This window comes from Clostridioides sp. LIBA-6622, assembly GCF_056716095.1.
Genome location: NZ_CP196998.1, coordinates 2080250 through 2101752, shown reverse-complemented (window position 1 = coordinate 2101752; position 21503 = coordinate 2080250). Strand labels below are relative to the sequence as shown.

The window sequence follows — 21503 nt, the reverse complement described above, 5'->3', positions numbered from 1 at the left end:
TAATAAATTGTAAATTTAATATAGAGAAATAAAATCTCATTAAAAAAGATTATTTTGTATAATTATCAAAATATCCTTGTATGTAAATAATAGGAGTACCTTTATCTCCACTTCCAGATGTTAAATCTGCTAAAGAACCTATAAGATCTGTTAATCTTCTTGGAGTAGTACCTTGAGAAACCATATTTCCTGTTAAATCATCAGATTTATTGTCTTTTTCAACTATGTATTTTGAAATAGCTTCTTTTAATTCATCACCAGATAAGTCAGCAAAATCATTATCTGCTAAATATTTTAGTTTTACTTCATTTGGAGTTCCTTCTAAACCGTTTGTATAAGCAGGAGATACTACTGGGTCAGCTAACTCCCATATTTTACCTACAGGGTCTTTGAAAGCTCCATCTCCATAAACCATTACTTCTACATTTTTCCCTGTGATTTCTTTTATATCACCTTGGATTTTGTTTACAACTTCATCACAATTTATAGGGAATAATTTTACTGTTTCTTCTGTAGCTTTGTTTGAACCTAAAAGTCCGTATTGGTCATTATACCCGCTACCATCTACACTTGCTGTCATTATATCATCAAGAGAATACACTTTTTTAGCACCATTTTGTCTTAAAATTCTCTTTGTTCTTTGTCTTGTATGTATATCACAAGTTAAAATACTTGTTGTATAGTCAAGAATAGTTTTTGGATTATTGGCAAATATAATTTCTACTTCTGCACCACAATCTTTAATTAAATTCTTATAATAATCAACATAATCTACACCAGTAAATGTATGTTTGTTGTATCCAAATAACTCTCTATATTTTTCCTCTGTTAAAACATCTGACCAAGGATTTATTTCCTTTTCATCAAGTTCATCAATACTTATTAAGTGATTTCCAACTTCATCAGAAGGATAACTTAACATTAATACAACTTTTCTACATCCTTTTGCAATCCCTTTTAAACATATTGCAAAACGATTTCTACTTAAAATTGGGAATATAACACCAACAGTATCATCTCCAAATTTATCTTTTACATCTTTAGCAATATTATCAACATGAGCATAATTTCCTTGTGCTCTAGCTACAACAGCTTCTGTAACTGCAATTACATCTTTGTCTCTAACTTCAAAGTTTTCACTTTTTGACGCATTTAAAACAGAATCCACAACTATTTTAACTAAGTCATCTCCTTGTCTTATAATAGGAGCTCTAACCCCTCTTGAAACAGTCCCAACTAATCTATTCATTATTCAAAATCCTCCTAAAGAATTAATATTGTCATATTAGTACCATGTATATTATAATTCAAATATGATTATAAGTAAAATAAATAATACTAATATTTGACATAAGGAGAAATTATATATGAATATAAAACTTGAACTATATAAGGTTTTTAATGCAGTTGCAAATAATAAGAGTTTTTCTCTAGCTGCTAAAGAATTATTTATGTCACAGCCTGCTGTAAGTCAGTCGATAAAACAATTAGAAGAACAATTGGATACTATACTGTTTTATAGGAATAATAAAGGTGTAAAATTAACACCAGAAGGAAAGATTTTAAGTGAACATGTAACTACTGCATTAAAGCTAATAGCATCTGGAGAAGATAGGATAAATAAATTCAAAAAATTAGAATATGGTTCTTTAAAAATAGGAGTAGGAGATACAGCTGCACGTTTTTTCTTATTAAAATATTTGGAAATCTTTCATAAGAAGTACCCACATATACATGTATCTACAATAAATAGAACGAGTAGAGAACTTATATCTTTACTTAAAGATGGGAATATAGATATAGCAATTATAAATATGCCCATAGAAGATGATTCACTAAACATTGTTGAATGTATTGAAATACATGATATATTTGTGTGTTCAGATGATTACATAGAGTATAAAGGGAAAAAAATATCATTAGAAGAATTAAATACATTGCCTTTGATAATGTTGGAAAATAAAGCAAACTCAAGGTTGTATGTAAATGAATATTTTTTATCAAAAGGTATAAAACTAAACCCAGATATAGAATTGGGTTCTCATGAATTACTTTTAGAATTTGCGTACATAAATCTTGGCATATCTTGTGTTATAGAAGAATTCAGCATAGACTATTTGGAAAGTAAAAAACTATTTAAATTGGATATAAAAGAGCCAATACCTAAGAGAAGTATAGGGTACTGCCATTTAAATGATATATCCTTGTCTTTAGCAACAAAAGAATTTTTAAGTATGATTTCAAATAATATGTAATTTAGAATGTATATCACAAGTAAATTAATATGAAAAATAGATGTAAATTTGTATATTTAAAAGATTTATATAATAAGCTAGTTTTTATAAAAAATAGAAATAAAGGTTAACTTGAGAACATTTATATAATTAATATCGTATTTTAAATATGAACAGTATATTTAGATTAATGTATAAAGGGGGATTAGAAATGTCTGATTCTGTATATCCTCAAATGAAAACCTTAGAAACTAGAAACTGTATACTAAGACCTGCATCATTAGATGATGTTGAAGATTTTTTTGACTGTTATAAAAATAAAGTAGTAGTAAAGCATTTACCATTTAATGAACACAAATATTTAGAAGATACAAGAAAATTTATAAAATCTTTTTTTCTAAATCCTTATAAAAAGGGAAAGATTGGCCATTTTGCTATAGTATATAAGAAAGACAATAAAGTTATTGGAAATATGGGGTTTAATAATATAAATCCCAAAGCATCAGAAGCAGAAATAGGTATATGTATCAATCCAAACTATTGGGGGCATGATTTTGCTACTGAAATAACTAAAAGAGTAATACAGTATGGATTCAAGGAATTAAACTTAAATAAAATCATTGCTATAACATATGAAGAAAATCAGAATTCTACAAAATCATTAGATTTGCTAGGATTCAAATGTACAGGAAAATACATTAAAAAGATTCATGCTGGTAGTATTGTAAAAAATGTTCCTTGTTATCAATATGAATTGATAAAATAATAGATATAAATATTTAACATTTTAAATGGATTTTACACAAAAAGGGCATAGAAACTAAAAGTCCGATGTCCTTTTTGTATAAAGTTCTTATTAACTAAAATATTTTAAAGTATTAATTCTTTAATTAATTTTCTAATTTTTTAAAGCCTTCTCCAAGAACCTCATGTACATCTGTAACTATAACAAATGCAGTAGGGTCAGTTCTTTTAACCAATCTCTTTAGATAAAGTTCTTGTTTTTTAGAAACTACAACTAATAAAACTTCTTTATTTTCTCTAGTGTATCCACCTTTACCATCTAGAATAGTGAGACCTCTATCAAGTTCTTCTGTTATAGATTTTCTTAAATTTTCTGGTTCATCAGAAATAATAAAAAATGCTTTTGAATGGTCAAATCCTTCCATTATCATATCTGCTATTTTTATCAATATACAAAGTGCTATACCAGAGTAAAGAGCAGTTTCTAAACTACGATTTACTATACCAGAAGATATAACAACCATTCCATCTAGACACGACATGAATTTTGTAGCTTTTATTCCTGGGAATTTTTTACTAAGTATGAGTGCAATTAAATCTGTTCCCCCAGTAGAAGCATCTGATTTGAACATTATTCCTAAACCAATACCAACTAATATTCCTCCTGCAATAGCAGATAATAATAAGTCATCAGTAAATCTTAACTTTGATAATGGGTCTGTTAATTGGACTATAGCAGAAAATACGATTGTTCCAAATAACGTTTTTAGTGAATTTTTTGTACCCATAATTCTAAAAGCAAGTATTACTAATGGTACTCCTATAATTAACATGATAGCTGATACTGGAAGTCCTGTAACTTTGTTTAATACTAATGATAGACCACTAAGCCCTCCTGGAGCAATTGTATGTGGTTTTAAAAACATATTTATACCAATACTCATTGATATACAACCAAAAAATAGACCAAACATCTCAAGTAAAATTGGCGACTTTTGTTTTTTCATATAAACACCTCCATGAACTTGTCACAATTTAATATTATAACATATTTGACCAATTTATATTATATAAATTTTTCTTGATATAAGTAATTTCAAGTGTTTCATTATTCTTAATATTTGTGAATCTTTATATATTATTTTAATATCATTGCTAGTATTGTTATTTATCTGTGAAACTTTTTATATGTTATAATTTTTTAGTCCTTTTATAAAGTATCCCCTATAAAAACAGTTCTATGAAGAATTTCTTTATATTATTTAATATGCTGAGATACTTTTATTTGAAGTTATTGAATGCAATAACTATCTTGATAACATAAAGTAATATAAATATAATTTATATTGATAGTTATATTTTTAAATTAAAATACAAGTTTAAGAAAAGAGTTGATTAAATGCAGAAACCTAGTTACAAGACAATACTACATTCATACCTTATTTTTTTCGTAATTTTTCTTTGTTTAATTTTTATTGTAATAGGTATTTTCTTATCCCTTATTACAATTCAACAGCCAAATGGAAGATATGTACATAGTGATTGGGCTAAAAAATTTACAGAAGATTTTAATGAACAAATAATGTTTATAGATAATAAACCACAGATAAAAAAATCTGGATTAGAAAAACTTCAAGAAAACAAATTGTGGTTGCAAATTTTAGATTTTAATGGAAATATAGTTTATGGATTTTCAGAACCCAAAGACCATAAAAATTACTATTCTAATTCTGAGTTATTAGCATTAATCGAGCAAAATAATTCTAGTGATGGAACTATATACATTAATACTATTACAAATAACAAAAACGATTTTATTTATATTATACATTTTCCATTAAATATATCTAAAGTAAATATGTTTTTTGATGGTAATAAATTTATAGGCGGAAAGTCGATTATATTTTCAATTATGGTAATTATACTTTTAATCATTTTGATTTTTGGAGTCATTTATAGTTACTGGGTAACAAAGTGTATTTCAAATATCACAACTGCTGTTAGTGATGTTGCAAAAAGAAAGTATCTTCCAATTAAGATTAAAGGCGTTTTTTCAGATGTATATGATAGTTTAAATCTTCTAAGTGAAGAAATTCATAAAAGTGATGAGATACAAAAGAAAACTGATATTATGCGAGAAGAATGGATTTCAAATATAACTCATGATTTAAAAACTCCACTTTCACCAATAAAAGGATACGCAGAACTCCTTGCAGATAACAGTATTACTCATTCATCTGAAAAAATACATAAATACGCTTCAATCATGCTAAAAAACGTAGAATACACAAATAAACTTATAAGTGATTTAAAGTTAACATATCAATTACAAAATGGAATCATTCCTTTAAATAAGAAAAATGATGATTTAGTAAGGTTTTTGAAGGAATTATCCATTGATATTTTAAACTACCCAGAGTATGAGTCAAATACAATTGAATTTAAGACTGATATAGGCATTGTTAGCTTTAGTTTTGATTATACACTACTAAAAAGAGCTTTTAGCAATCTTATCATTAATGCTTTTACATATGGAGATAAGGATACTAAAGTTGTTGTACATATAGTATTAAATGAAAAAATTGAAATTACCATTTCAGATAATGGAAAAGGGATGACAAAAGAAGAAGTATTAAGTTTATTTAATCGTTATTATAGAGGAACCAATACAAAGCGAAGAATAGAAGGCACTGGTTTAGGATTGGCAATAACAAAGCAAATTATTGAGATTCATGGAGGTAATATATCTGTTGAAAGTGAATTAGGACTAGGTAGTTCATTTCATATCTATTTTTAACCTTAATTAAGGTTAATTAAGGTTAAATAAAAAATATATTAAGATTGGTAGATTATTATGTTTATATAATAGTTTATCAATCTTTTTTATTTAAGATGTTATTCAGTTAAAACATCATAAAAAGTTACATTAAAGGTTAAGTCTAAATTAAATTAAGGAAGTAGGTGTAAATTTGAAGATTATATTAAAGTATATTTTCACAAATGTTAGAGAAAGAAAAATTAGGACAGCAGTTATGTTACTGTCCATAGTTCTATCAACAGTTTTACTTTTTGTTTCATTTTCAATTGGATTATCTTACGAAAATGCACAGAGAAAGATGGCAAGAGGTATGTTTGGCAGCGCAAATATATCTGTCCAAAATAAAAATCCAGATATATCAACTAGTATAGAAGATATTCCTAATCTAAACTCTATAAAATCAAAGGTTGGGATATTGGAAAGTTCTGCTGTTTATCATAAGGATGGATATTATGAATCATTTAGTCTTATATCAGCAGACTTAAATCAACTGAATAAAATCAACAAACCACGATTAGAAAATGGAAATAGTATTACTGACTTTTCTGGAAATAAAATTATTCTTCCTAATCGTTTTACATCAAAATATAAAATAAAAAAAGGTGATTCTATTATTTTACAAATTCATGGTAAGCCTTATACTTTTGAAGTTAGTGATATTGCTTCATATGATACAGTATTTTTGAGACATACAAGAGGTGTAAATGCACTACTACCTAAAGAGACCCTATCAAAAATTTTAGATAAAGGAAATGGATATACAAGAGTTCTTATCGAATCAAAAGAAGAAAAGACAGAAAGTCTAGTAAATAAATTATCTGAAGAACTTTCAACTGAAAAATATAAAATATCAAGTACCATAAATGAAAGTAAGATAGTTGCAGATGCTAGACAAAAAACAATGCCTTTCTTTTTAATAAGCTTTTTCGCATTAACTCTTAGTATATTTATCATATATAGTAGTTATAAAGTAATTACACTAGAACGTCTTCCATTTATTGGTACCTTTAGAAGTGTTGGCGCTAATGAAAAAACTGTAACTTATATTTTAATGTTTGAAAGTTTGCTATATGGAAGTATTGGAGGGTTGATTGCTATTCCTATTGGTATAGTTGTTTTAAATATTATGCTTCATGGACTTGGAAATTCTCTTGAACAAGGAATATCAATTCCAACAGTAATATCTCCTCTTGGGGTGATGGTCTCTGTTATAGTAGCGATAATTGTTTCTTTATTTAGTGCATATATACCTGTTAAAAAAGCTAGTCATTTACCTATTAAAAATGTCATATTAGGAACTGTAGAAGAAAAGAATGTTTCAAATCGTTATATACTTTTTATAGGCACTATTATACTTATTTTGTCTATTCTACTGCCAAGAATATCACCTGAAAATACACTGTATCTAGCTGGTGGATTTTCATTACTGGGATTAATCGTATCTACTATTGTGTTAATACCTCTTTTTACTGATACCATGTCTACAATTTTTGAGTTTGTTTATGAAAAGATTCTAGGTAATGAGGGTAAATTAGCTGCTAGAAATATGAAAAATAACAAAAATGTTACACAGAATATTACATTATTATTTATAAGTATTTCTGCAGTGATTGTAATAAGTGTTGTTGGCAGTTTTGTTAAAGCTTATATAGGTGATGTATTTCGAGATGCAGAGCTACAAGGTTTTGCAGATGGAAAGATGGATGAAGAGTTTATTGAAGATGTTAGACATATAAGTGGAATTAAAAATGTTTTACCTATCTATGTTATGAATAATGAGATTTATAGTAACAATATAACATTTTCAAGACTAGAAGCCACAGATAATTTAAAACTGTATAGTTCTATGCTTGCAATCAATTATACAAATTCTGATACAAAAGAACAAGTAATTGAATCTTTTGAAGATAAGCGTTCTGTTATTTTGAACGAAGATACTTTAAAAAAACTAGGTTTATCTATAGGAGATACAGTAACTTTATCTAATGATAGATATGAGTTTTCTTATAAAATACTAGGTAGTTTTAAATCTCGTGCAAGTGATGTAGAAGCTATTATACCATCAAATTATGCTATTAGTGATTTTGATAAGGCTAATTATGGCTTTTTAGCATATACAGCAGTCAATCCAGATGCTGTTATGATTCAGATAAGGGATTTATTTGGAGATACACCTAACTGGAGTCGTACCGTTGAAGAGTTTAATAATGATTCTTTAAAAACTATAAGCAGTTTTTTGTCTCCTATGAATAAAATGACCTATTTTATTTTTATTCTTGCTACAGTAGGTATTATCAATAACCTACTAATTAATTATATTCAAAAAAGACGTTCTATAGCTATGTATAAATCAGTTGGTCAGAGTGATAAACAAAATGTAAAAATGACATTAATTGAAGGTTTTACATCAGGATTACTTGGTTCTATTATTGGAATTGTAATATCTGTAATGGAAATTCAAACTATATTCATAGTTGCAGGTCCAAAGATTTCAATGTCACCAAAGCTAGATTTTAAAACATTCATTATTATAGGATTGTTGGGAATTGTAGTAACTTTAATAGGTTCAGTAGTTCCAATTGTAAAAGGTAAGAAAATGAATCTAGTAGAAGAAATTAAATTTGAATAATCATGGAGGTTAATATGAAAACTGTATTTAAGAATTTGGCTATAGAAGCTAAAAATATTATTAAAGAATTCAAAATTGGAAATGAAACAACTAGGGTGTTAAAAGATATATCTTTGCAAGTAATGAAAGGTGAATTTATTTCTATTATGGGTCAATCTGGTTCTGGGAAAAGCACTCTTTTATATATCTTAGGCGGTTTAGATACTCCAACAAATGGAAAAGTGTATATGAATGGAACTGATATATCACATCTTGATGATGATAAGATGAGTGTAATACGTCGTAGAAATATAGGATTTGTATTTCAATTTTATAATCTAATACCAAATCTAAATGTTGAAGAAAATATAATGCTTCCCTTATTATTAGATGGCAAGAATTTAAACGATTATAAAAAGCAATTAGATGAAATTTTGAATATGGTTGGTTTATATGATAGACGTAAGCATACACCAAGAGAATTATCTGGTGGTCAACAGCAACGTGTTGCTATAGCTCGGGCTTTAATAGGAAAGCCAGAAATTCTATTTGCTGATGAACCTACTGGAAATTTAGATAGCAAGACAGGAAAAGAAATAATAAACTTACTTAGTAAAATAAATAAAGAAAGTGGTCAGACTATAATTATGGTAACCCACTCATTAGGAGCAGCTAAAAGTAGTAGCCGTACTATTACAATTTTAGATGGTGTAATTGTATAATGAATTTCTATTATGTTTTATTACGTGACATGATTTTGTAAAGTTGTAACCATTTTGGCACCACAAAATAAAAAATCAGCAAGCACTTATCCAGCTTGCTGATAACCTTACTCTGCTTGCCACTTTATGAAAAGGACAGAATAAACAATATGTATTATACCAATAAGACATAGATTACATCCAATTCTAATTATGACTGGACGATTGCGAGAATCTGTTTGTCCAATAATTTATAAAAATTAGCAATATGTATACCATCAACCAAGCCATGGTGGCACAACACAGAAACGGGCATTATTGTTTTATCTCCTTGAACGAAGTATTTTCCCCATGTAATCCTTGGATTACTGTCTGCAGGGATTGGTACAGGTTGAACGAGAGCTGTGTAAGAAATCCAGTGAAGCGTGGATATAAATATTTTATCATATATATCAGCTTCTTCTTCACATATAGTTTGATTTTGCCTTGCAGCCTCTTGTTCTCGTTTCGCATAAGGTATGAAATCTGAAAAAGACATATTATTATCAAGGGTACAATAGCAATAGGTTCCATTATCTAATGCTACGGTATGAGATGTTTTGCAGTTATCAAATTCTATTATTTTATGTTCTAGGATTCTCTGCCTAAATTCGGGAACAGCATTTGCTGCTTTCGATACACAGTAACAAACAGTAAGAAAAAGCGGTAGCTTTTTTGTTTTAACTTTTTTTATTAAATTTGTAATATCAACATTTGCTGTTAATCCAACATATGGATAGGATAAGCTATTAAAATACTCAAAATGCCCCTTTCTCTTATATGTCTCCATATCCAGGTATTTGTAATTCATCAAAATCCCTCTTTCTCTAAAATATTCTTATATAAAATACAAACTACCGTAAATAGTTGATTATAATTAACTGGAATTATAATCAACTATTTACGGTAGTTTGTAGAAACGCTCAACCATATTATGAGCTTATATAACTATTTATATTATACATTATTTAGACAGTATCAGCAATATTCTAAACGTTATTAAATGTGTTATAATATTAAAATGACAGATAAAAGTACCATATTTTTTATTAATTTATTTTTATTTTGTTTATTGATAATATAAGGAGTATTCTGTCAAATTTATTAAACAACTTCAATAATTATAAAATATTAAAATATAGTTTTTTTCTCTATATTGCAAAAAATAAGAATATTTGAATTTAGAATAAAAAAATAAGTATCAATGATATTGAAAAAGACAAAGAAATCTATATTTGGAGGTAATTATATTATGTATGATGAACTGAAAATAAAAATGTATTCATTTACAATGGATTGTAAAGACCCATATGAATTAGCAAAATTCTATGCTACATTACTTAAGTGGGAAATAGCATTTTATAATGAAGAATTTGCATGTGTTGGTGCTCCAGGAACAAATCAAGGTACATATCCTGGTATAACGTTTCAACGAAATCCTGAGTATAAACCACCTGTATGGCCAGAAGAGCCAAACGCTCAACAGCAAATGGCGCATATGGACTTCGCTGTTAATGATTTGGAAAAAGCGGTTCAGTATGCAATTCATTGTGGAGCAACAATAGCAGGTGAGCAATTTTCCGATGATTGGAGAGTTATGTTTGACCCAGCTGGACATCCTTTTTGCTTATGTCAGATGAAATCAGTTATCGAGAGTAGCCATTTTGCATTGTTATAGCCACAACGTTTTTGAATAGATAAGCTTTCAAATATATAAATTTTGCATATATGAATTGGTCATTATCAAATGTGTTATAATATTAAGACAACAAATAAAAGCATTGTATTATTAGCAAAAGTTTTATTTGTTTACTAAGCATACAATAGGGTATTTATTTAAGGAAATAAAATATCATATAAAATATTTTAAAGCTTTAAGTAATATTTGGCAGAAGTTTTAGTAAAATATGCAAAAACTAATTGATTATGTACCTTATATGGGTATATAATAGATATTGTTTTAATAAAATATTTGAAAGGGAATGATTTAATGAAAATTACTTTACCAGAAACAGCTATTGATACTTTAAAAAGTATCTTAAAAGACAATCAAGATAAACCTAATAATATAAGAGTATACTTTGCAGGTGTTGGTTGTGGAGGTCCTTCTTTTGGATTAGCTTTAGATGAGAAAAAAGAAGATGACTTAACTTATGAAATTGGAGAATTACAATTTGTAATGAACTCTGATGAATATAGTCAGTATGGAGATATAATAATAGAAGATACAGGATTTGGATTTAGAGTTATTCCTGAAAATATGAAAGATCAAGGTGGAGGAGGATGCTCTGGTTGTTCAGGGTGCCACTAAGATTAATTTTTTAGCAGATTAAGAGCTCTCTTTATAGAAATAAATTTCTATTTGAAGAGAGTTCTTTTTATTTTTTGCTTAGATAATGTATAATAAAAAATGTATTTTATTAATTTTTTATATATAAGGAGAGTTATTGTGAGAAGAAGACGAAAAAAAGGTGCAGATGAAAAACTTTTAAGTTATACAAAATACGTTTTAAGAGACGATATAGAGGAATTAAAAGGTAAATGGAATTTAAAGTTTGGAAATGATAACCCAATACATGTGGAATTTGGCACTGGTAGAGGCAAGTTTATAACAACTTTAGCCAGACAGAATCCTGACATAAATTATATTGCTATAGAGCTTAAAGAAGAAGTTCTTTTAAAAGCTGTTGAAAAGGCTGATACTTCTAATTTAAATAATATATTATTTTTATGGGGAGATGTAAGCAATATTTTAGATTACTTTGAAGCTAAAGAATTATCAAGAATTTATATAAATTTCTGTGACCCATGGCCTAAAAATAGATGGAGTAAGAGAAGACTCACTCATTCTGGATTTTTAGAAATGTACAATAAGGTTTTGGAAGATAATGGCGAAATTCACTTTAAAACAGATAATGAAAAATTATTCGAGTTTAGTTTAAATGAAATTGCTGCAAATAATTGGCTATTGAAGAATATTTCTCTTGATTTAGGAAATAGTGAGTATGAAAATAATGTTACAACAGAGTATGAAGACAAATTTATGTCACAAGGTATGCGAATATTTAGATGTGAGGCTAAAAAACGTAACTAGCAATATGTTTATAAGTTTAATAGTAGAAATTTATTTTAATTTATATTAATAAAGTGTACGAAAGTAGGCATATATAACAAGGAAACAGAACCCTCTCATAGAAATTAAATTACTATATAAAAAAAAATTATGTGGGAGGGTTCTATGAATTTAGCTAATTTAATACCATTTCTTATTTCTGCAGCGGCTTTAAGTCCAATAAATTCAAATGATAATGTTCTAAGCGACAATCAACTTAAAAATATTTTTCCTGATGCCAATCTGAGAGCAGTTGTAAAACGATATATAAACCCCGATGAGATGACTATAAGTAATATAAAAGCTTTAGATGGAGAATTTTATGCAACTGGCGAAAATATTTCAAATTTAAAAGGAATATCATATCTTGAAAACGTAGATAATTTTATTTTTTGGAACAATAATATAAAAGAAGTTCCTAAAGAAGCTTTAAGTCTAAAGGATATGGATTCAATCAACCTAGCAAATAATTATTTGGTTGATGATGGTGTAGTAAATTCTCTTTCTGATAATGGTGTGGATGTGAATTGTGATTTGAATTTTATTGATACAAAAGATAATCAATATAAACTGGATTCTAAATACCATAATGTTGATATAGCGAAAGGTGAAAGTATTGATTTGAGAAAAGTAATTACAAAGAAAATTGATAGCTATTATAAGTATTGGGAAGTTACTGATAGTCTTCCAAAGGATTTAGATTTTGTAATATCTGTAAGTGATAAAAATGTAGTTTCATATGAAGGTATGATTGTTAAAGGTAATAAAACGGGTCAGGCAGTAGTAAAAGTTGTACTAAGTGACAAAAATGATTTAAATACATCTCAAGAAGTTCTAATCACTATCAACGTAAAATAAGTATATGTCAACTTACTCAATAATTTAATTTTCAATTTAAATGTATAATTAAAATAAAGGTTGCTGGTAACAGAGTACTATTATTAGCACTTTGTTACTAGCAACCTTTAGATATCTATTAAAATAGATTATCTAGAAAATACCATTTCTTCTGTTAGTAGCCCATATTCCTATTAAAATTATTAATGAATATATGATATATAAAACTATTCTTATATACTGGACATCTAGTCCAAAAAATTCAATGTTACTTTGTGAGGTATGCAACATCACAAGGACTGCAGATATACCAATAAGCAAAGGATTGATTACTATTTGTTTATCAGTTCTTAAAATCATTATTTTACCCATCCAAATAATCGACAATATAAAAAATAAAATTTTGAGACCAAATTCTAATGTATCTACCAAAGCAAAAACATCCCTTCATTTATAATAAATTTTTCAGCTCAACAAAAACATAAAACCCTATAATAATTTTTAGACCTGTATTAAAACCATAATAAGATAAATTAATTGAGTAACATAAAACTTTATCTACATTAATATATACTACACTATACTTCAAATTTCTTAAACATAAATTAATGAAATTAACAAAAATTTATTCATAAGCATATAAAGATATATTTCATTGTTTAAGCGCATATCATTATATATACAGTTATAGGAGGCGAGGTATATGGAATCTAAATTTTTTAATTGGTACACTCAATCATTAGGAGGAACTTTTGGCATTATATCGTGTATATGCGCTTACTTAAATGGATACATGTTTGTTTATACAAATAGTGCTAGTAAATACTTTGAAAGTATAGGTTTTTTAGGAATAATTTCAAGTTATACATTACTTCCACTTTGTATGCTAACTGTTATTTTTGGAATTATATGTTCTTATACTCCAAAAGCATCCGATAAAAGTATCTTTAATATACCTTTTTTTACTTTAAATAAAAGATTAATATTCATTACAGTAGTTTTTGGATTTATAGGTGCTAGAGTTTATTTTATAATTCCTGCAATTTTAATAACTTTTAACCTATATAGTGATATTTTAATAACTAAGTTAAAGTATATTCTATGTAAGGATAAAGAAAATGATACTGATTTGAAAGAAAGCGAAGTCTAAATTGCATAATATTGGTATTTGTCTTAAAAATCCCCGAGGTATTAATTTCTATTTTCTTGTATTTTGCAAAAAATATTGAATTTTATTCATTTTATACTTATAATCTATATTAATAATGGAAAATTAAAACAAATATAAGTTACTTGTTGTTAATCTAAAATTAAAATATATATTGATGTGTTGATTCTCTAGTCAGCACTTTTTCTTTTATAAATTTGTTTTTTGTGATATAATATTAGCACCAGGTAATAATACAAGGGGGTAACAACATGAACATCAATGAAATTAAGGAATTATTAAAGGTTATAGACTCAACTAACTTAGAATATGTAAAACTTGAAAATAGCGATTTAAAATTAGAAGTATCTAAAAAAGCTCAAGCTACAAGTTCACCTGTTTTAAGTGTACAACAAGAATCAGTAGTGGATCTTTCTTTAGAAAAGCCAGTTGTAAACGATATACCTGTCGTATCTAATGAGAATCTATCAGTAGTAGTAGCTCCTTTAATGGGGACATTCTATGGTTCTCCAAGTCCAGATGCAGATAGCTTTGTCAAAGTTGGCGATGTAGTTGAAGAGGGCGATACTTTATGTATATTAGAAGCAATGAAGCTTATGAATGAGATAACAAGTGAAATTAAAGGTGAAATAATTGAAGTATTAGTTGATAATGAAGAACTAGTAGAATATAATCAACCTTTATTTAAGATAAAACCATTGTAGTAGGAGGTATTTAAGTTGATAAAAAAAATACTAGTTGCAAATAGAGGCGATATAGCAGTTAGAATCATCAGAACATGTAAAGAACTAGGTATAAAGACTGTTGCTATCTATTCTGAAATAGATAAAGATTGTTTTCATAGATATATAGCTGATGAATCTATTTGTATAGGGCCAAACAATATAAGCAAGAGTTACAATAATATAGAAAATATAATATACCTTGCTCTTAAATTAAAATGTGATGCTATTCATCCAGGCTTTGGCTTTTTATCAGAGAATCCTGAATTTGCAAAACAATGTGAAGAGAATAATATTATTTTTATAGGTCCAACAAGAGAACAAATGATTTTGATGGGAGATAAATCTAGAGCAAGAGAAACTATGATGGAATTAAATATCCCTGTTGTTCCTGGTTCAGAATCTGTTTTAAAAACTAAGGAAGAAGCTTTAGAAGTTGCAAGAGAAATTGGCTATCCTGTTATGATAAAAGCCTCAAGTGGAGGCGGTGGAAAAGGGATGAGAATCGTTAGAAAAGAAGAAGAACTTTTTTCGAATTTTGATATGGCAAGCTCAGAAGCTCTAGCAGCATTTTCTAATAGTGATTTATATATGGAAAAATTCGTAGAAAATCCTAGACATATAGAAGTACAAGTATTTGGAGATAAACATTCAAATGCAATACATTTGGGTGACAGAGATTGTTCTATGCAAAGAAGAAATCAAAAAGTAATAGAAGAATCTTTAAGTCCATACCTTTCAGATGAAGAAAGACAAAAACTTCATAAAATCGCAGTAGATATAGTAAAAGGTGTAGGTTATATCGGTGCTGGTACTATTGAGTTTATAGTTGACAAAGATAAAAACTTTTATTTTATAGAGATGAATACGAGAATACAAGTTGAACATCCAGTTACAGAGATGGTAACAAGTCTTGACCTTATAAAACTTCAAATATCTATAGCTAATGGGGAGGAAATTCCTTTTAAGCAAGAAGATATTACTTTTAGAGGTCATGCTATTGAGTGTAGAATAAATGCTGAAGATTCATCAAATAATTTTGCTCCATCACCAGGTAAGATAGAATCGTTAAATTTACCTGGAGGTTTTGGTGTTAGATTTGATACTTTTGTATATGCAGGATATACTATACCACCTTTATATGATTCTATGATAGGTAAATTAATATGTTGGGCTGAGACTAGAGAAGAATGTATAAATAGAATGTATAGAGCTCTAGACGAAATTATTGTAGAAGGTATTAATACAAATGTAGAATTCCAAAAGGCACTTGTAACAAGTGAAGAGTTTAGAGAAGATACTCATCATACCAAATTTATAGAAGATGTCTTTATGAAGAAAGAATTTGCTACATTATAAGGAGTAAATAGATTATGATAAAAAAATTTTTATCATCAAAAGAATCTAAGTATGTTACGATTTCTTTGGATGACAACTTTAAAAAGAATAGTGTAGATGATAAATTTTGGACTTATTGCAAAGGTTGCAATAGTCATGTATTTAGAAAGGACATAGAAGAAAATTCATTTGTATGTCCAAAATGTTCAAGACATTATGGCTTAAGAGCAAGAAAAAGAATAAATTTATTGATTGATAAGGGAACTTTTATGGAGTTTAATTCTGATGTAGAATTTCAAAACCCACTAAATTTTCCTAAATACAAAGAAAAAGTAGACTCTTATAAGGAAAAAACGAATGAGTCAGAAGCTGTTGTCACAGGTTATGGAAGATTAAATGGAATTAAAACAGTTATTTGTGTAATGAATTCTGATTTTATGATGGGAAGTATGGGTTCTATTGTTGGAGAGAAAATAACTTATTCAATAGAATATGCTGCTGAAAATAATTTACCTATAATTATTTGTTCTGCTTCAGGTGGAGCTAGAATGCAAGAGGGCATGGTATCTCTTATGCAGATGGCAAAAACTTCTCAAGCACTTTCTAAACTTGAAGAAAAATCATTACCATATATATCAATTCTAACTGACCCTACTACTGGAGGAGTAACTGCTAGTTTTGCTATGCTTGGAGATATTATAATTTCTGAACCAAATACATTGATAGGTTTTGCAGGACCAAGAGTAATAGAACAAACAATAAATCAGAAACTTCCTGAAGGATTCCAAACTTCTGAGTTTTTACTTGAAAAAGGTTTTATTGACATGATAGTAGATAGAAGAAAAATGAAGGAAGTATTATATCAAATTCTTGCTATGCACAAGAAATAGGGCATAAAGGAGGAACTGTTTTGATTGAGAATAATAGTGAAAAAATAAAGGTTTTAGAAAATGATATTAAACAATTAATAACTATTTCTGAGGCAAATAATATAGATTTAAGTGATAAAATAAATTCACTTAATGAAAAACTGGAAAAGCTTAAAGAAGATGCCTTTTCCCATCTATCACCATATGAGAAGGTAATGTTAAGTAGAGATATAAAAAGACCTACAACTTTAGAATACATAGAACACATTTGTTCTAATTTTTTAGAGCTTCATGGAGATAGACTTTTTAAAGATGACCCTTCTATAGTTGGAGGAATAGGTCAGATAGGAAGATTTAATGTTACAATAGTTGGTCATCAAAAAGGAAGAGATACAAAAGAAAATATAAAAAGAAATTTTGGAATGCCTCATCCAGAAGGATATAGAAAAGCATTAAGACTTATGAAACAAGCTGAGAAATTCAATAGACCAATAATAACGTTTATTGATACATCAGGAGCTTTTTGTGGTTTAGAAGCAGAAGAAAGAGGGCAAGGAGAAGCCATTGCAAGAAACTTACTTGAAATGAGTAAACTTTCTGTACCAGTAATCACTTTTGTAATTGGCGAAGGTGGTAGTGGAGGAGCTTTAGGTATTGGAGTAGGCAATGATGTTTGTATGTTAGAGCATTCAGTTTATTCTGTAATTTCACCTGAAGGTCTTTCTAGTATCCTATTTAAAGATTCTTCTAAAGCTAAAGAAGCTTGTAATGTTATGAAACTTACAAGTGATGATTTGTATGATTTGAAAATAATAGATAAGATTATAAAAGAACCTCTTGGAGGAGCACAAAAAGATGTAGTTGCTGTTTCAAAGGAAATAAAAGCTTATATTTTAGAAAGATTGAATCATTATAAAGATATGGATAAAGAAGAAATTATGACTCAAAGATATAATAAATTTAGAAATATTGGAAAATGCTTATAGAATATAAAGAAATTTGTAGTTTTTTCATTATAAAATGGTTTTAAAAAATAAAGGTTTTCTTAAAACAATTATAGAAGTATATTTTTATAAAAGTATACTTTAAATGATGATTGTAATTAGTAAATGGCAATTGTGATTTAGTACTTTAGGTAATGGATACTTTAACAAATTAACAAGGAGATGTTGAAATGGAAGTACTAAAAGTTTCATCAAAATCAAATCCTAATTCTGTAGCTGGAGCCTTGGCTGGAGTACTTAGAGAACGAGGTATTGCAGAAATACAAGCTATAGGAGCTGGAGCTCTAAATCAAGCGATAAAATCAATTGCAATAGCAAGAGGATTTGTTGCACCTAGTGGAATGGATTTAGTTTGCATTCCCGCATTTACTGATATAGAAATCGAAGGTGATAAGAAAACAGCCATTAAACTTATAATTGAACCTAGATAATATATCTTTTTATTAGAATTTAATTAAGTTTTAAAGGTTGGCTATAGAAATAGGATACTATAGTGAACCTTTTTTACTTTATATGTTTTATTTTATATAATTTTTAATGTATAATCTTAAGTAGACAAATAAGTTTGGAGGAGATGTACATTATGAAATTAAAATTATTTGCAGAAGAGTATGCAGTATGTAGATTAAATAATGATAGTAAAATACCAACATGGATAGATACAGAAAACTTTTACTCTATAACTAAGACTGAAGACGAGTTAAGTGTTGTATGTTCAAATAATAATATTCCTTTTGAGGTTAAGTCAGAAAAAGAGTGGAGAATACTTAAGATACTAGGACCTTTAGATTTTTCACTTATAGGAATTTTATCTAAACTAAGTGGCTTATTAGCAGAAAATAAAATAAGCATATTTGCAATTTCTACATATGATACAGATTATATTTTAATAAAAGAAAAAGATATAGAAAATGCTTGTAAAATTTTAACTTGTAATGGATATGAAGTAGAGTAGTTAGATACTCTTACATAAGGTTTTAAGTTATGATTCATATAGTTGAAATTTTAAAAATAAGTATTGTAAATATCTTTTGTTTTTTAGGCATATTTATTGTTTTTGGACTGATTTTTAGTATCACAGAAAATCTAAACAATAAATTTATATTTTCATCTTTTGGAAAAACTGGAATTATTGTAACTGGAGCTATAGGAACATTTATTCATGAACTCAGTCATTTGGTAATGTGTTTGATTTTTATGCATAAAATCAATTCAGTTAAATTTTTCAGACCAATAGAAAGTAAAAATGATGGTATATTAGGATATGTAAGCCATAGTTATAAAAAAGATAGTCTTTATCAAAGTATAGGAAATTTCTTTATAGGAATTGCACCTATTATAGGTGGAACAATAATGATTATTTTACTTTTTAATATATTGTTGCCAGATAGTTATACGAAAGTGACACAAAATATAGATTTAAAATTATATGTAAGTATGATTAATAATTTCAATATAAATGGTTTTATACACATTATTATAGATGATATTTCTAATTTTATAAAAGTAATGTTGTTAACACCTAGTATATATTCATTGAAGTATTTTGTATTTATGTTTCTAATGTATTCTATATCTACACATATGTCACTTAGTAGTGCTGATTTAAAAAATAGCTTAAATGGTTTGAGTTTTATAATCATAGTTATTTTTGTGATAAGTCTAATTACATACTTACTTGGGCCTGATAATTTGAATATATCTAGTCTGATAGTTCAATACAATATATTTGTGAGTTTCTTTATGGCTATAGGGCTTATTTTCTCGGGAGTAACTCTAATAATATCTTATATTTTAAGTTTGGTCAGCCCATTTAAAAATTTTAATTAAAGAGATATATATTTTACGATATATTTAGTTTTATTAGAAACATATAAATATATTACCTAAAATAGATTTTAGTAGAGTATAAAATTTCTCAATATATTTTAAGAATAATTCTATAAATATATTGAGAAATAAAAAAAGAGTACTTAAATTTAACTAGTCTTTAAATGTGGATTTAGGGAATAGTTAGCGCTGATATTGATTAAAGCACTACTAATCTCTTAAAAATACATAAAATGATTAAATTAAATATTTATACTAAATACATATAATTAGAAAAAAATATATAAGATTTATATTTTAACTTTAGGAGGTTTAATTTTGAACAATGATAAGAAAATTATAAAAATACATAATAAATCAGATAAACCTGATAATATTGTCATCAAGGAAAATGAACTTATAGAAAAATGTCTACTTTTAGAAAATAAACTGCCTATATTTATGAAGGATTATTTTATATATCTAAAAGGTTCTGTTGCAGTTTCCACACGACTTGCTTATTTAGAAGATATAAATTTTTTCTGTTCATATTTGGTTGAAACTAAAGAATTAACAAGTGCAGATTGTATAAAAGATATTACAGAAAATGATTTTAATACAATAAAATCAAGAGATATAAATTTATTCTTAGGTGATTATTGTAGTAGATATTATAAAAATACAGAAAAAAACACATTAATTTTTGAAAATAATAATAGAGCTTTGGCAAGAAAAAAATCATCCATCTCTACTCTATTTAAATTCTTATATAGAAACTCTCAAATAGATAATAATATAACTGATGGATTCAATCCAATCAAACTTCCTAAGCCTCAACCAGATGCTATTAAACGTCTTGAAATAGATGAAGTTGCTAAAATGTTAGAATCAGTAGAAACAGGTGAAGGACTTACAGAAAAAGAAAAGGTATATTGGAGAAAGACCAAATTACGTGATAAAGCTATTTTAGCGCTATTTGTTACATATGGACTTAGATTAAATGAACTTAGAGAACTAAATATATCTTCTTTTAACTTTTCAAGAGGAGAATTTAAAATATACAGGAAACGTGGAAAAGAAGTTTTAATGCCAATAAATCACACTTGTGAACATGTAATAAAAGACTATTTGCAAAATGAAAGAACAAGAGATGATTTATTAAATGATGATGAAAAAGATGCTTTGTTTTTATCCCTTCAAAATAAAAGAATTACAGCAAAAGCTATAAGAACATTGGTAAAAAAATATACCTCTATTCCACTAGATACAACTAGAGATAATGGATATAGCCCTCACAAATTAAGAGCAACTGCTGCGACTTCTCTAATCCAAACTGGATTTTCTATATACGATGTTCAAAACTTACTTGACCATGATAATGTCACAACTACTCAGCTTTATGCAGCTCATAAAAAGAATGTAAAACGTGATATAGTTAAGAATTTCGAATGGATTGAGGATGATTAAAAATCAGGAACAAATGTTTGCAGATATAAATGG

At 27.4% G+C, this 21503-nt stretch carries 22 protein-coding genes and 1 riboswitch; of the genes, 18 read left to right on the top strand and 4 right to left on the bottom strand.

Annotation, left to right across the window (positions count from 1 at the left end; genetic code table 11):
• Positions 1-49: 49 nt before the first annotated feature.
• On the bottom strand, positions 50-1249 hold the full coding sequence (locus tag ACTG47_RS10175; RefSeq protein WP_479924447.1) for a coenzyme F420-0:L-glutamate ligase: 1200 nt from the start codon (positions 1247-1249) through the stop codon (positions 50-52).
• Between the two features lie 118 nt (positions 1250-1367).
• Here ACTG47_RS10175 and ACTG47_RS10170 point away from each other — a divergent pair, with 118 nt between their 5' ends.
• Entirely contained in the window at positions 1368-2255 is an 888-nt protein-coding gene (locus ACTG47_RS10170; RefSeq protein ID WP_479924446.1) for a LysR family transcriptional regulator, read from the top strand.
• A gap of 190 nt (positions 2256-2445) precedes the next feature.
• Positions 2446-3000, top strand: coding sequence for a GNAT family N-acetyltransferase (locus ACTG47_RS10165; protein ID WP_479924445.1), 555 nt, complete (start codon positions 2446-2448; stop codon positions 2998-3000).
• 124 nt (positions 3001-3124) lie between these two features.
• Here ACTG47_RS10165 and ACTG47_RS10160 read toward each other — a convergent pair whose 3' ends face one another.
• Complete coding sequence (locus ACTG47_RS10160; RefSeq protein ID WP_169466954.1) at positions 3125-3985, bottom strand: YitT family protein; 861 nt, start codon at positions 3983-3985, stop codon at positions 3125-3127.
• Between the two features lie 392 nt (positions 3986-4377).
• Here ACTG47_RS10160 and ACTG47_RS10155 point away from each other — a divergent pair, with 392 nt between their 5' ends.
• The 3 genes from ACTG47_RS10155 (at position 4378) to ACTG47_RS10145 (ending at position 9126) form a co-directional block, all read left to right on the top strand.
• On the top strand, positions 4378-5775 hold the full coding sequence (locus ACTG47_RS10155; RefSeq protein ID WP_479924444.1) for a sensor histidine kinase: 1398 nt from the start codon (positions 4378-4380) through the stop codon (positions 5773-5775).
• 172 nt (positions 5776-5947) lie between these two features.
• Positions 5948-8425 (top strand): ABC transporter permease, encoded by a 2478-nt coding sequence (locus tag ACTG47_RS10150; RefSeq protein WP_479924443.1) that lies wholly within the window; start codon positions 5948-5950, stop codon positions 8423-8425.
• A 2-nt stretch (positions 8426-8427) separates the two neighbouring features.
• Positions 8428-9126, top strand: a complete 699-nt coding sequence (locus tag ACTG47_RS10145) for an ABC transporter ATP-binding protein (protein ID WP_479924442.1) — start codon at positions 8428-8430, stop codon at positions 9124-9126.
• A gap of 190 nt (positions 9127-9316) precedes the next feature.
• Here ACTG47_RS10145 and ACTG47_RS10140 read toward each other — a convergent pair whose 3' ends face one another.
• Positions 9317-9955 carry a CatA-like O-acetyltransferase gene (locus tag ACTG47_RS10140; protein WP_479924441.1) on the bottom strand — a complete coding sequence of 213 codons (639 nt, stop codon included), beginning with the start codon at positions 9953-9955 and terminating at the stop codon, positions 9317-9319.
• 59 nt (positions 9956-10014) lie between these two features.
• Positions 10015-10112: riboswitch (purine riboswitch) on the bottom strand.
• A 284-nt stretch (positions 10113-10396) separates the two neighbouring features.
• Between ACTG47_RS10140 and ACTG47_RS10135 the strand changes: the two genes are divergently transcribed.
• The 4 genes from ACTG47_RS10135 (at position 10397) to ACTG47_RS10120 (ending at position 13114) form a co-directional block, all read left to right on the top strand.
• Positions 10397-10822 carry a VOC family protein gene (locus ACTG47_RS10135; protein ID WP_479924440.1) on the top strand — a complete coding sequence of 142 codons (426 nt, stop codon included), beginning with the start codon at positions 10397-10399 and terminating at the stop codon, positions 10820-10822.
• A gap of 312 nt (positions 10823-11134) precedes the next feature.
• Positions 11135-11455 carry a Fe-S cluster assembly protein HesB gene (locus ACTG47_RS10130; protein ID WP_479924439.1) on the top strand — a complete coding sequence of 107 codons (321 nt, stop codon included), beginning with the start codon at positions 11135-11137 and terminating at the stop codon, positions 11453-11455.
• A 138-nt stretch (positions 11456-11593) separates the two neighbouring features.
• Positions 11594-12238 (top strand): tRNA (guanosine(46)-N7)-methyltransferase TrmB, encoded by a 645-nt coding sequence (gene trmB / locus ACTG47_RS10125; RefSeq protein ID WP_169466944.1) that lies wholly within the window; start codon positions 11594-11596, stop codon positions 12236-12238.
• 144 nt (positions 12239-12382) lie between these two features.
• A complete protein-coding gene (locus ACTG47_RS10120; protein ID WP_479924438.1) occupies positions 12383-13114 on the top strand; it encodes a hypothetical protein in 732 nt (243 codons plus the stop codon).
• Between the two features lie 132 nt (positions 13115-13246).
• On the opposite strand, the gene ACTG47_RS10115 is transcribed toward ACTG47_RS10120, so the two are convergent.
• A complete protein-coding gene (locus ACTG47_RS10115; RefSeq protein ID WP_003424072.1) occupies positions 13247-13525 on the bottom strand; it encodes a hypothetical protein in 279 nt (92 codons plus the stop codon).
• Between the two features lie 271 nt (positions 13526-13796).
• On the opposite strand from ACTG47_RS10115, the gene ACTG47_RS10110 reads away from it, so the two are divergent.
• From ACTG47_RS10110 to ACTG47_RS10070, 9 genes are all read left to right on the top strand, one after another.
• Complete coding sequence (locus ACTG47_RS10110) at positions 13797-14243, top strand: hypothetical protein (RefSeq protein WP_169466940.1); 447 nt, start codon at positions 13797-13799, stop codon at positions 14241-14243.
• A gap of 269 nt (positions 14244-14512) precedes the next feature.
• Complete coding sequence (gene accB, locus ACTG47_RS10105; protein WP_479924437.1) at positions 14513-14965, top strand: acetyl-CoA carboxylase biotin carboxyl carrier protein; 453 nt, start codon at positions 14513-14515, stop codon at positions 14963-14965.
• Between the two features lie 15 nt (positions 14966-14980).
• Positions 14981-16342, top strand: coding sequence for an acetyl-CoA carboxylase biotin carboxylase subunit (accC, locus tag ACTG47_RS10100; protein WP_479924436.1), 1362 nt, complete (start codon positions 14981-14983; stop codon positions 16340-16342).
• Between the two features lie 14 nt (positions 16343-16356).
• Positions 16357-17211 (top strand): acetyl-CoA carboxylase, carboxyltransferase subunit beta, encoded by an 855-nt coding sequence (gene accD, locus ACTG47_RS10095; protein ID WP_479924435.1) that lies wholly within the window; start codon positions 16357-16359, stop codon positions 17209-17211.
• Positions 17212-17231: 20 nt separating this feature from the next.
• Positions 17232-18176, top strand: a complete 945-nt coding sequence (locus ACTG47_RS10090) for an acetyl-CoA carboxylase carboxyltransferase subunit alpha (RefSeq protein ID WP_169466932.1) — start codon at positions 17232-17234, stop codon at positions 18174-18176.
• A 188-nt stretch (positions 18177-18364) separates the two neighbouring features.
• Complete coding sequence (locus ACTG47_RS10085) at positions 18365-18625, top strand: stage V sporulation protein S (protein ID WP_003424039.1); 261 nt, start codon at positions 18365-18367, stop codon at positions 18623-18625.
• Between the two features lie 152 nt (positions 18626-18777).
• Positions 18778-19149, top strand: coding sequence for an ACT domain-containing protein (locus ACTG47_RS10080; RefSeq protein ID WP_479927059.1), 372 nt, complete (start codon positions 18778-18780; stop codon positions 19147-19149).
• Positions 19150-19178: 29 nt separating this feature from the next.
• On the top strand, positions 19179-20024 hold the full coding sequence (locus tag ACTG47_RS10075; protein WP_479927058.1) for a hypothetical protein: 846 nt from the start codon (positions 19179-19181) through the stop codon (positions 20022-20024).
• A gap of 318 nt (positions 20025-20342) precedes the next feature.
• Complete coding sequence (locus tag ACTG47_RS10070; RefSeq protein ID WP_479927057.1) at positions 20343-21470, top strand: tyrosine-type recombinase/integrase; 1128 nt, start codon at positions 20343-20345, stop codon at positions 21468-21470.
• Positions 21471-21503 lie beyond the last annotated feature (33 nt).

Bases quoted from the DNA above. Each gene is read 5' to 3' on its own strand.
- ACTG47_RS10175 (WP_479924447.1), bottom strand. From the start codon at position 1,249: ATGAATAGATTAGTTGGGACTGTTTCAAGAGGGGTTAGAGCTCCTATT.
- ACTG47_RS10170 (WP_479924446.1), top strand. From the start codon at position 1,368: ATGAATATAAAACTTGAACTATATAAGGTTTTTAATGCAGTTGCAAAT.
- ACTG47_RS10165 (WP_479924445.1), top strand. From the start codon at position 2,446: ATGTCTGATTCTGTATATCCTCAAATGAAAACCTTAGAAACTAGAAAC.
- ACTG47_RS10160 (WP_169466954.1), bottom strand. From the start codon at position 3,985: ATGAAAAAACAAAAGTCGCCAATTTTACTTGAGATGTTTGGTCTATTT.
- ACTG47_RS10155 (WP_479924444.1), top strand. From the start codon at position 4,378: ATGCAGAAACCTAGTTACAAGACAATACTACATTCATACCTTATTTTT.
- ACTG47_RS10145 (WP_479924442.1), top strand. From the start codon at position 8,428: ATGGAGGTTAATATGAAAACTGTATTTAAGAATTTGGCTATAGAAGCT.
- ACTG47_RS10140 (WP_479924441.1), bottom strand. From the start codon at position 9,955: ATGAATTACAAATACCTGGATATGGAGACATATAAGAGAAAGGGGCAT.
- ACTG47_RS10135 (WP_479924440.1), top strand. From the start codon at position 10,397: ATGTATGATGAACTGAAAATAAAAATGTATTCATTTACAATGGATTGT.
- ACTG47_RS10130 (WP_479924439.1), top strand. From the start codon at position 11,135: ATGAAAATTACTTTACCAGAAACAGCTATTGATACTTTAAAAAGTATC.
- ACTG47_RS10120 (WP_479924438.1), top strand. From the start codon at position 12,383: ATGAATTTAGCTAATTTAATACCATTTCTTATTTCTGCAGCGGCTTTA.
- ACTG47_RS10110 (WP_169466940.1), top strand. From the start codon at position 13,797: ATGGAATCTAAATTTTTTAATTGGTACACTCAATCATTAGGAGGAACT.
- accB (WP_479924437.1), top strand. From the start codon at position 14,513: ATGAACATCAATGAAATTAAGGAATTATTAAAGGTTATAGACTCAACT.
- accD (WP_479924435.1), top strand. From the start codon at position 16,357: ATGATAAAAAAATTTTTATCATCAAAAGAATCTAAGTATGTTACGATT.
- ACTG47_RS10085 (WP_003424039.1), top strand. From the start codon at position 18,365: ATGGAAGTACTAAAAGTTTCATCAAAATCAAATCCTAATTCTGTAGCT.
- ACTG47_RS10080 (WP_479927059.1), top strand. From the start codon at position 18,778: ATGAAATTAAAATTATTTGCAGAAGAGTATGCAGTATGTAGATTAAAT.
- ACTG47_RS10075 (WP_479927058.1), top strand. From the start codon at position 19,179: ATGATTCATATAGTTGAAATTTTAAAAATAAGTATTGTAAATATCTTT.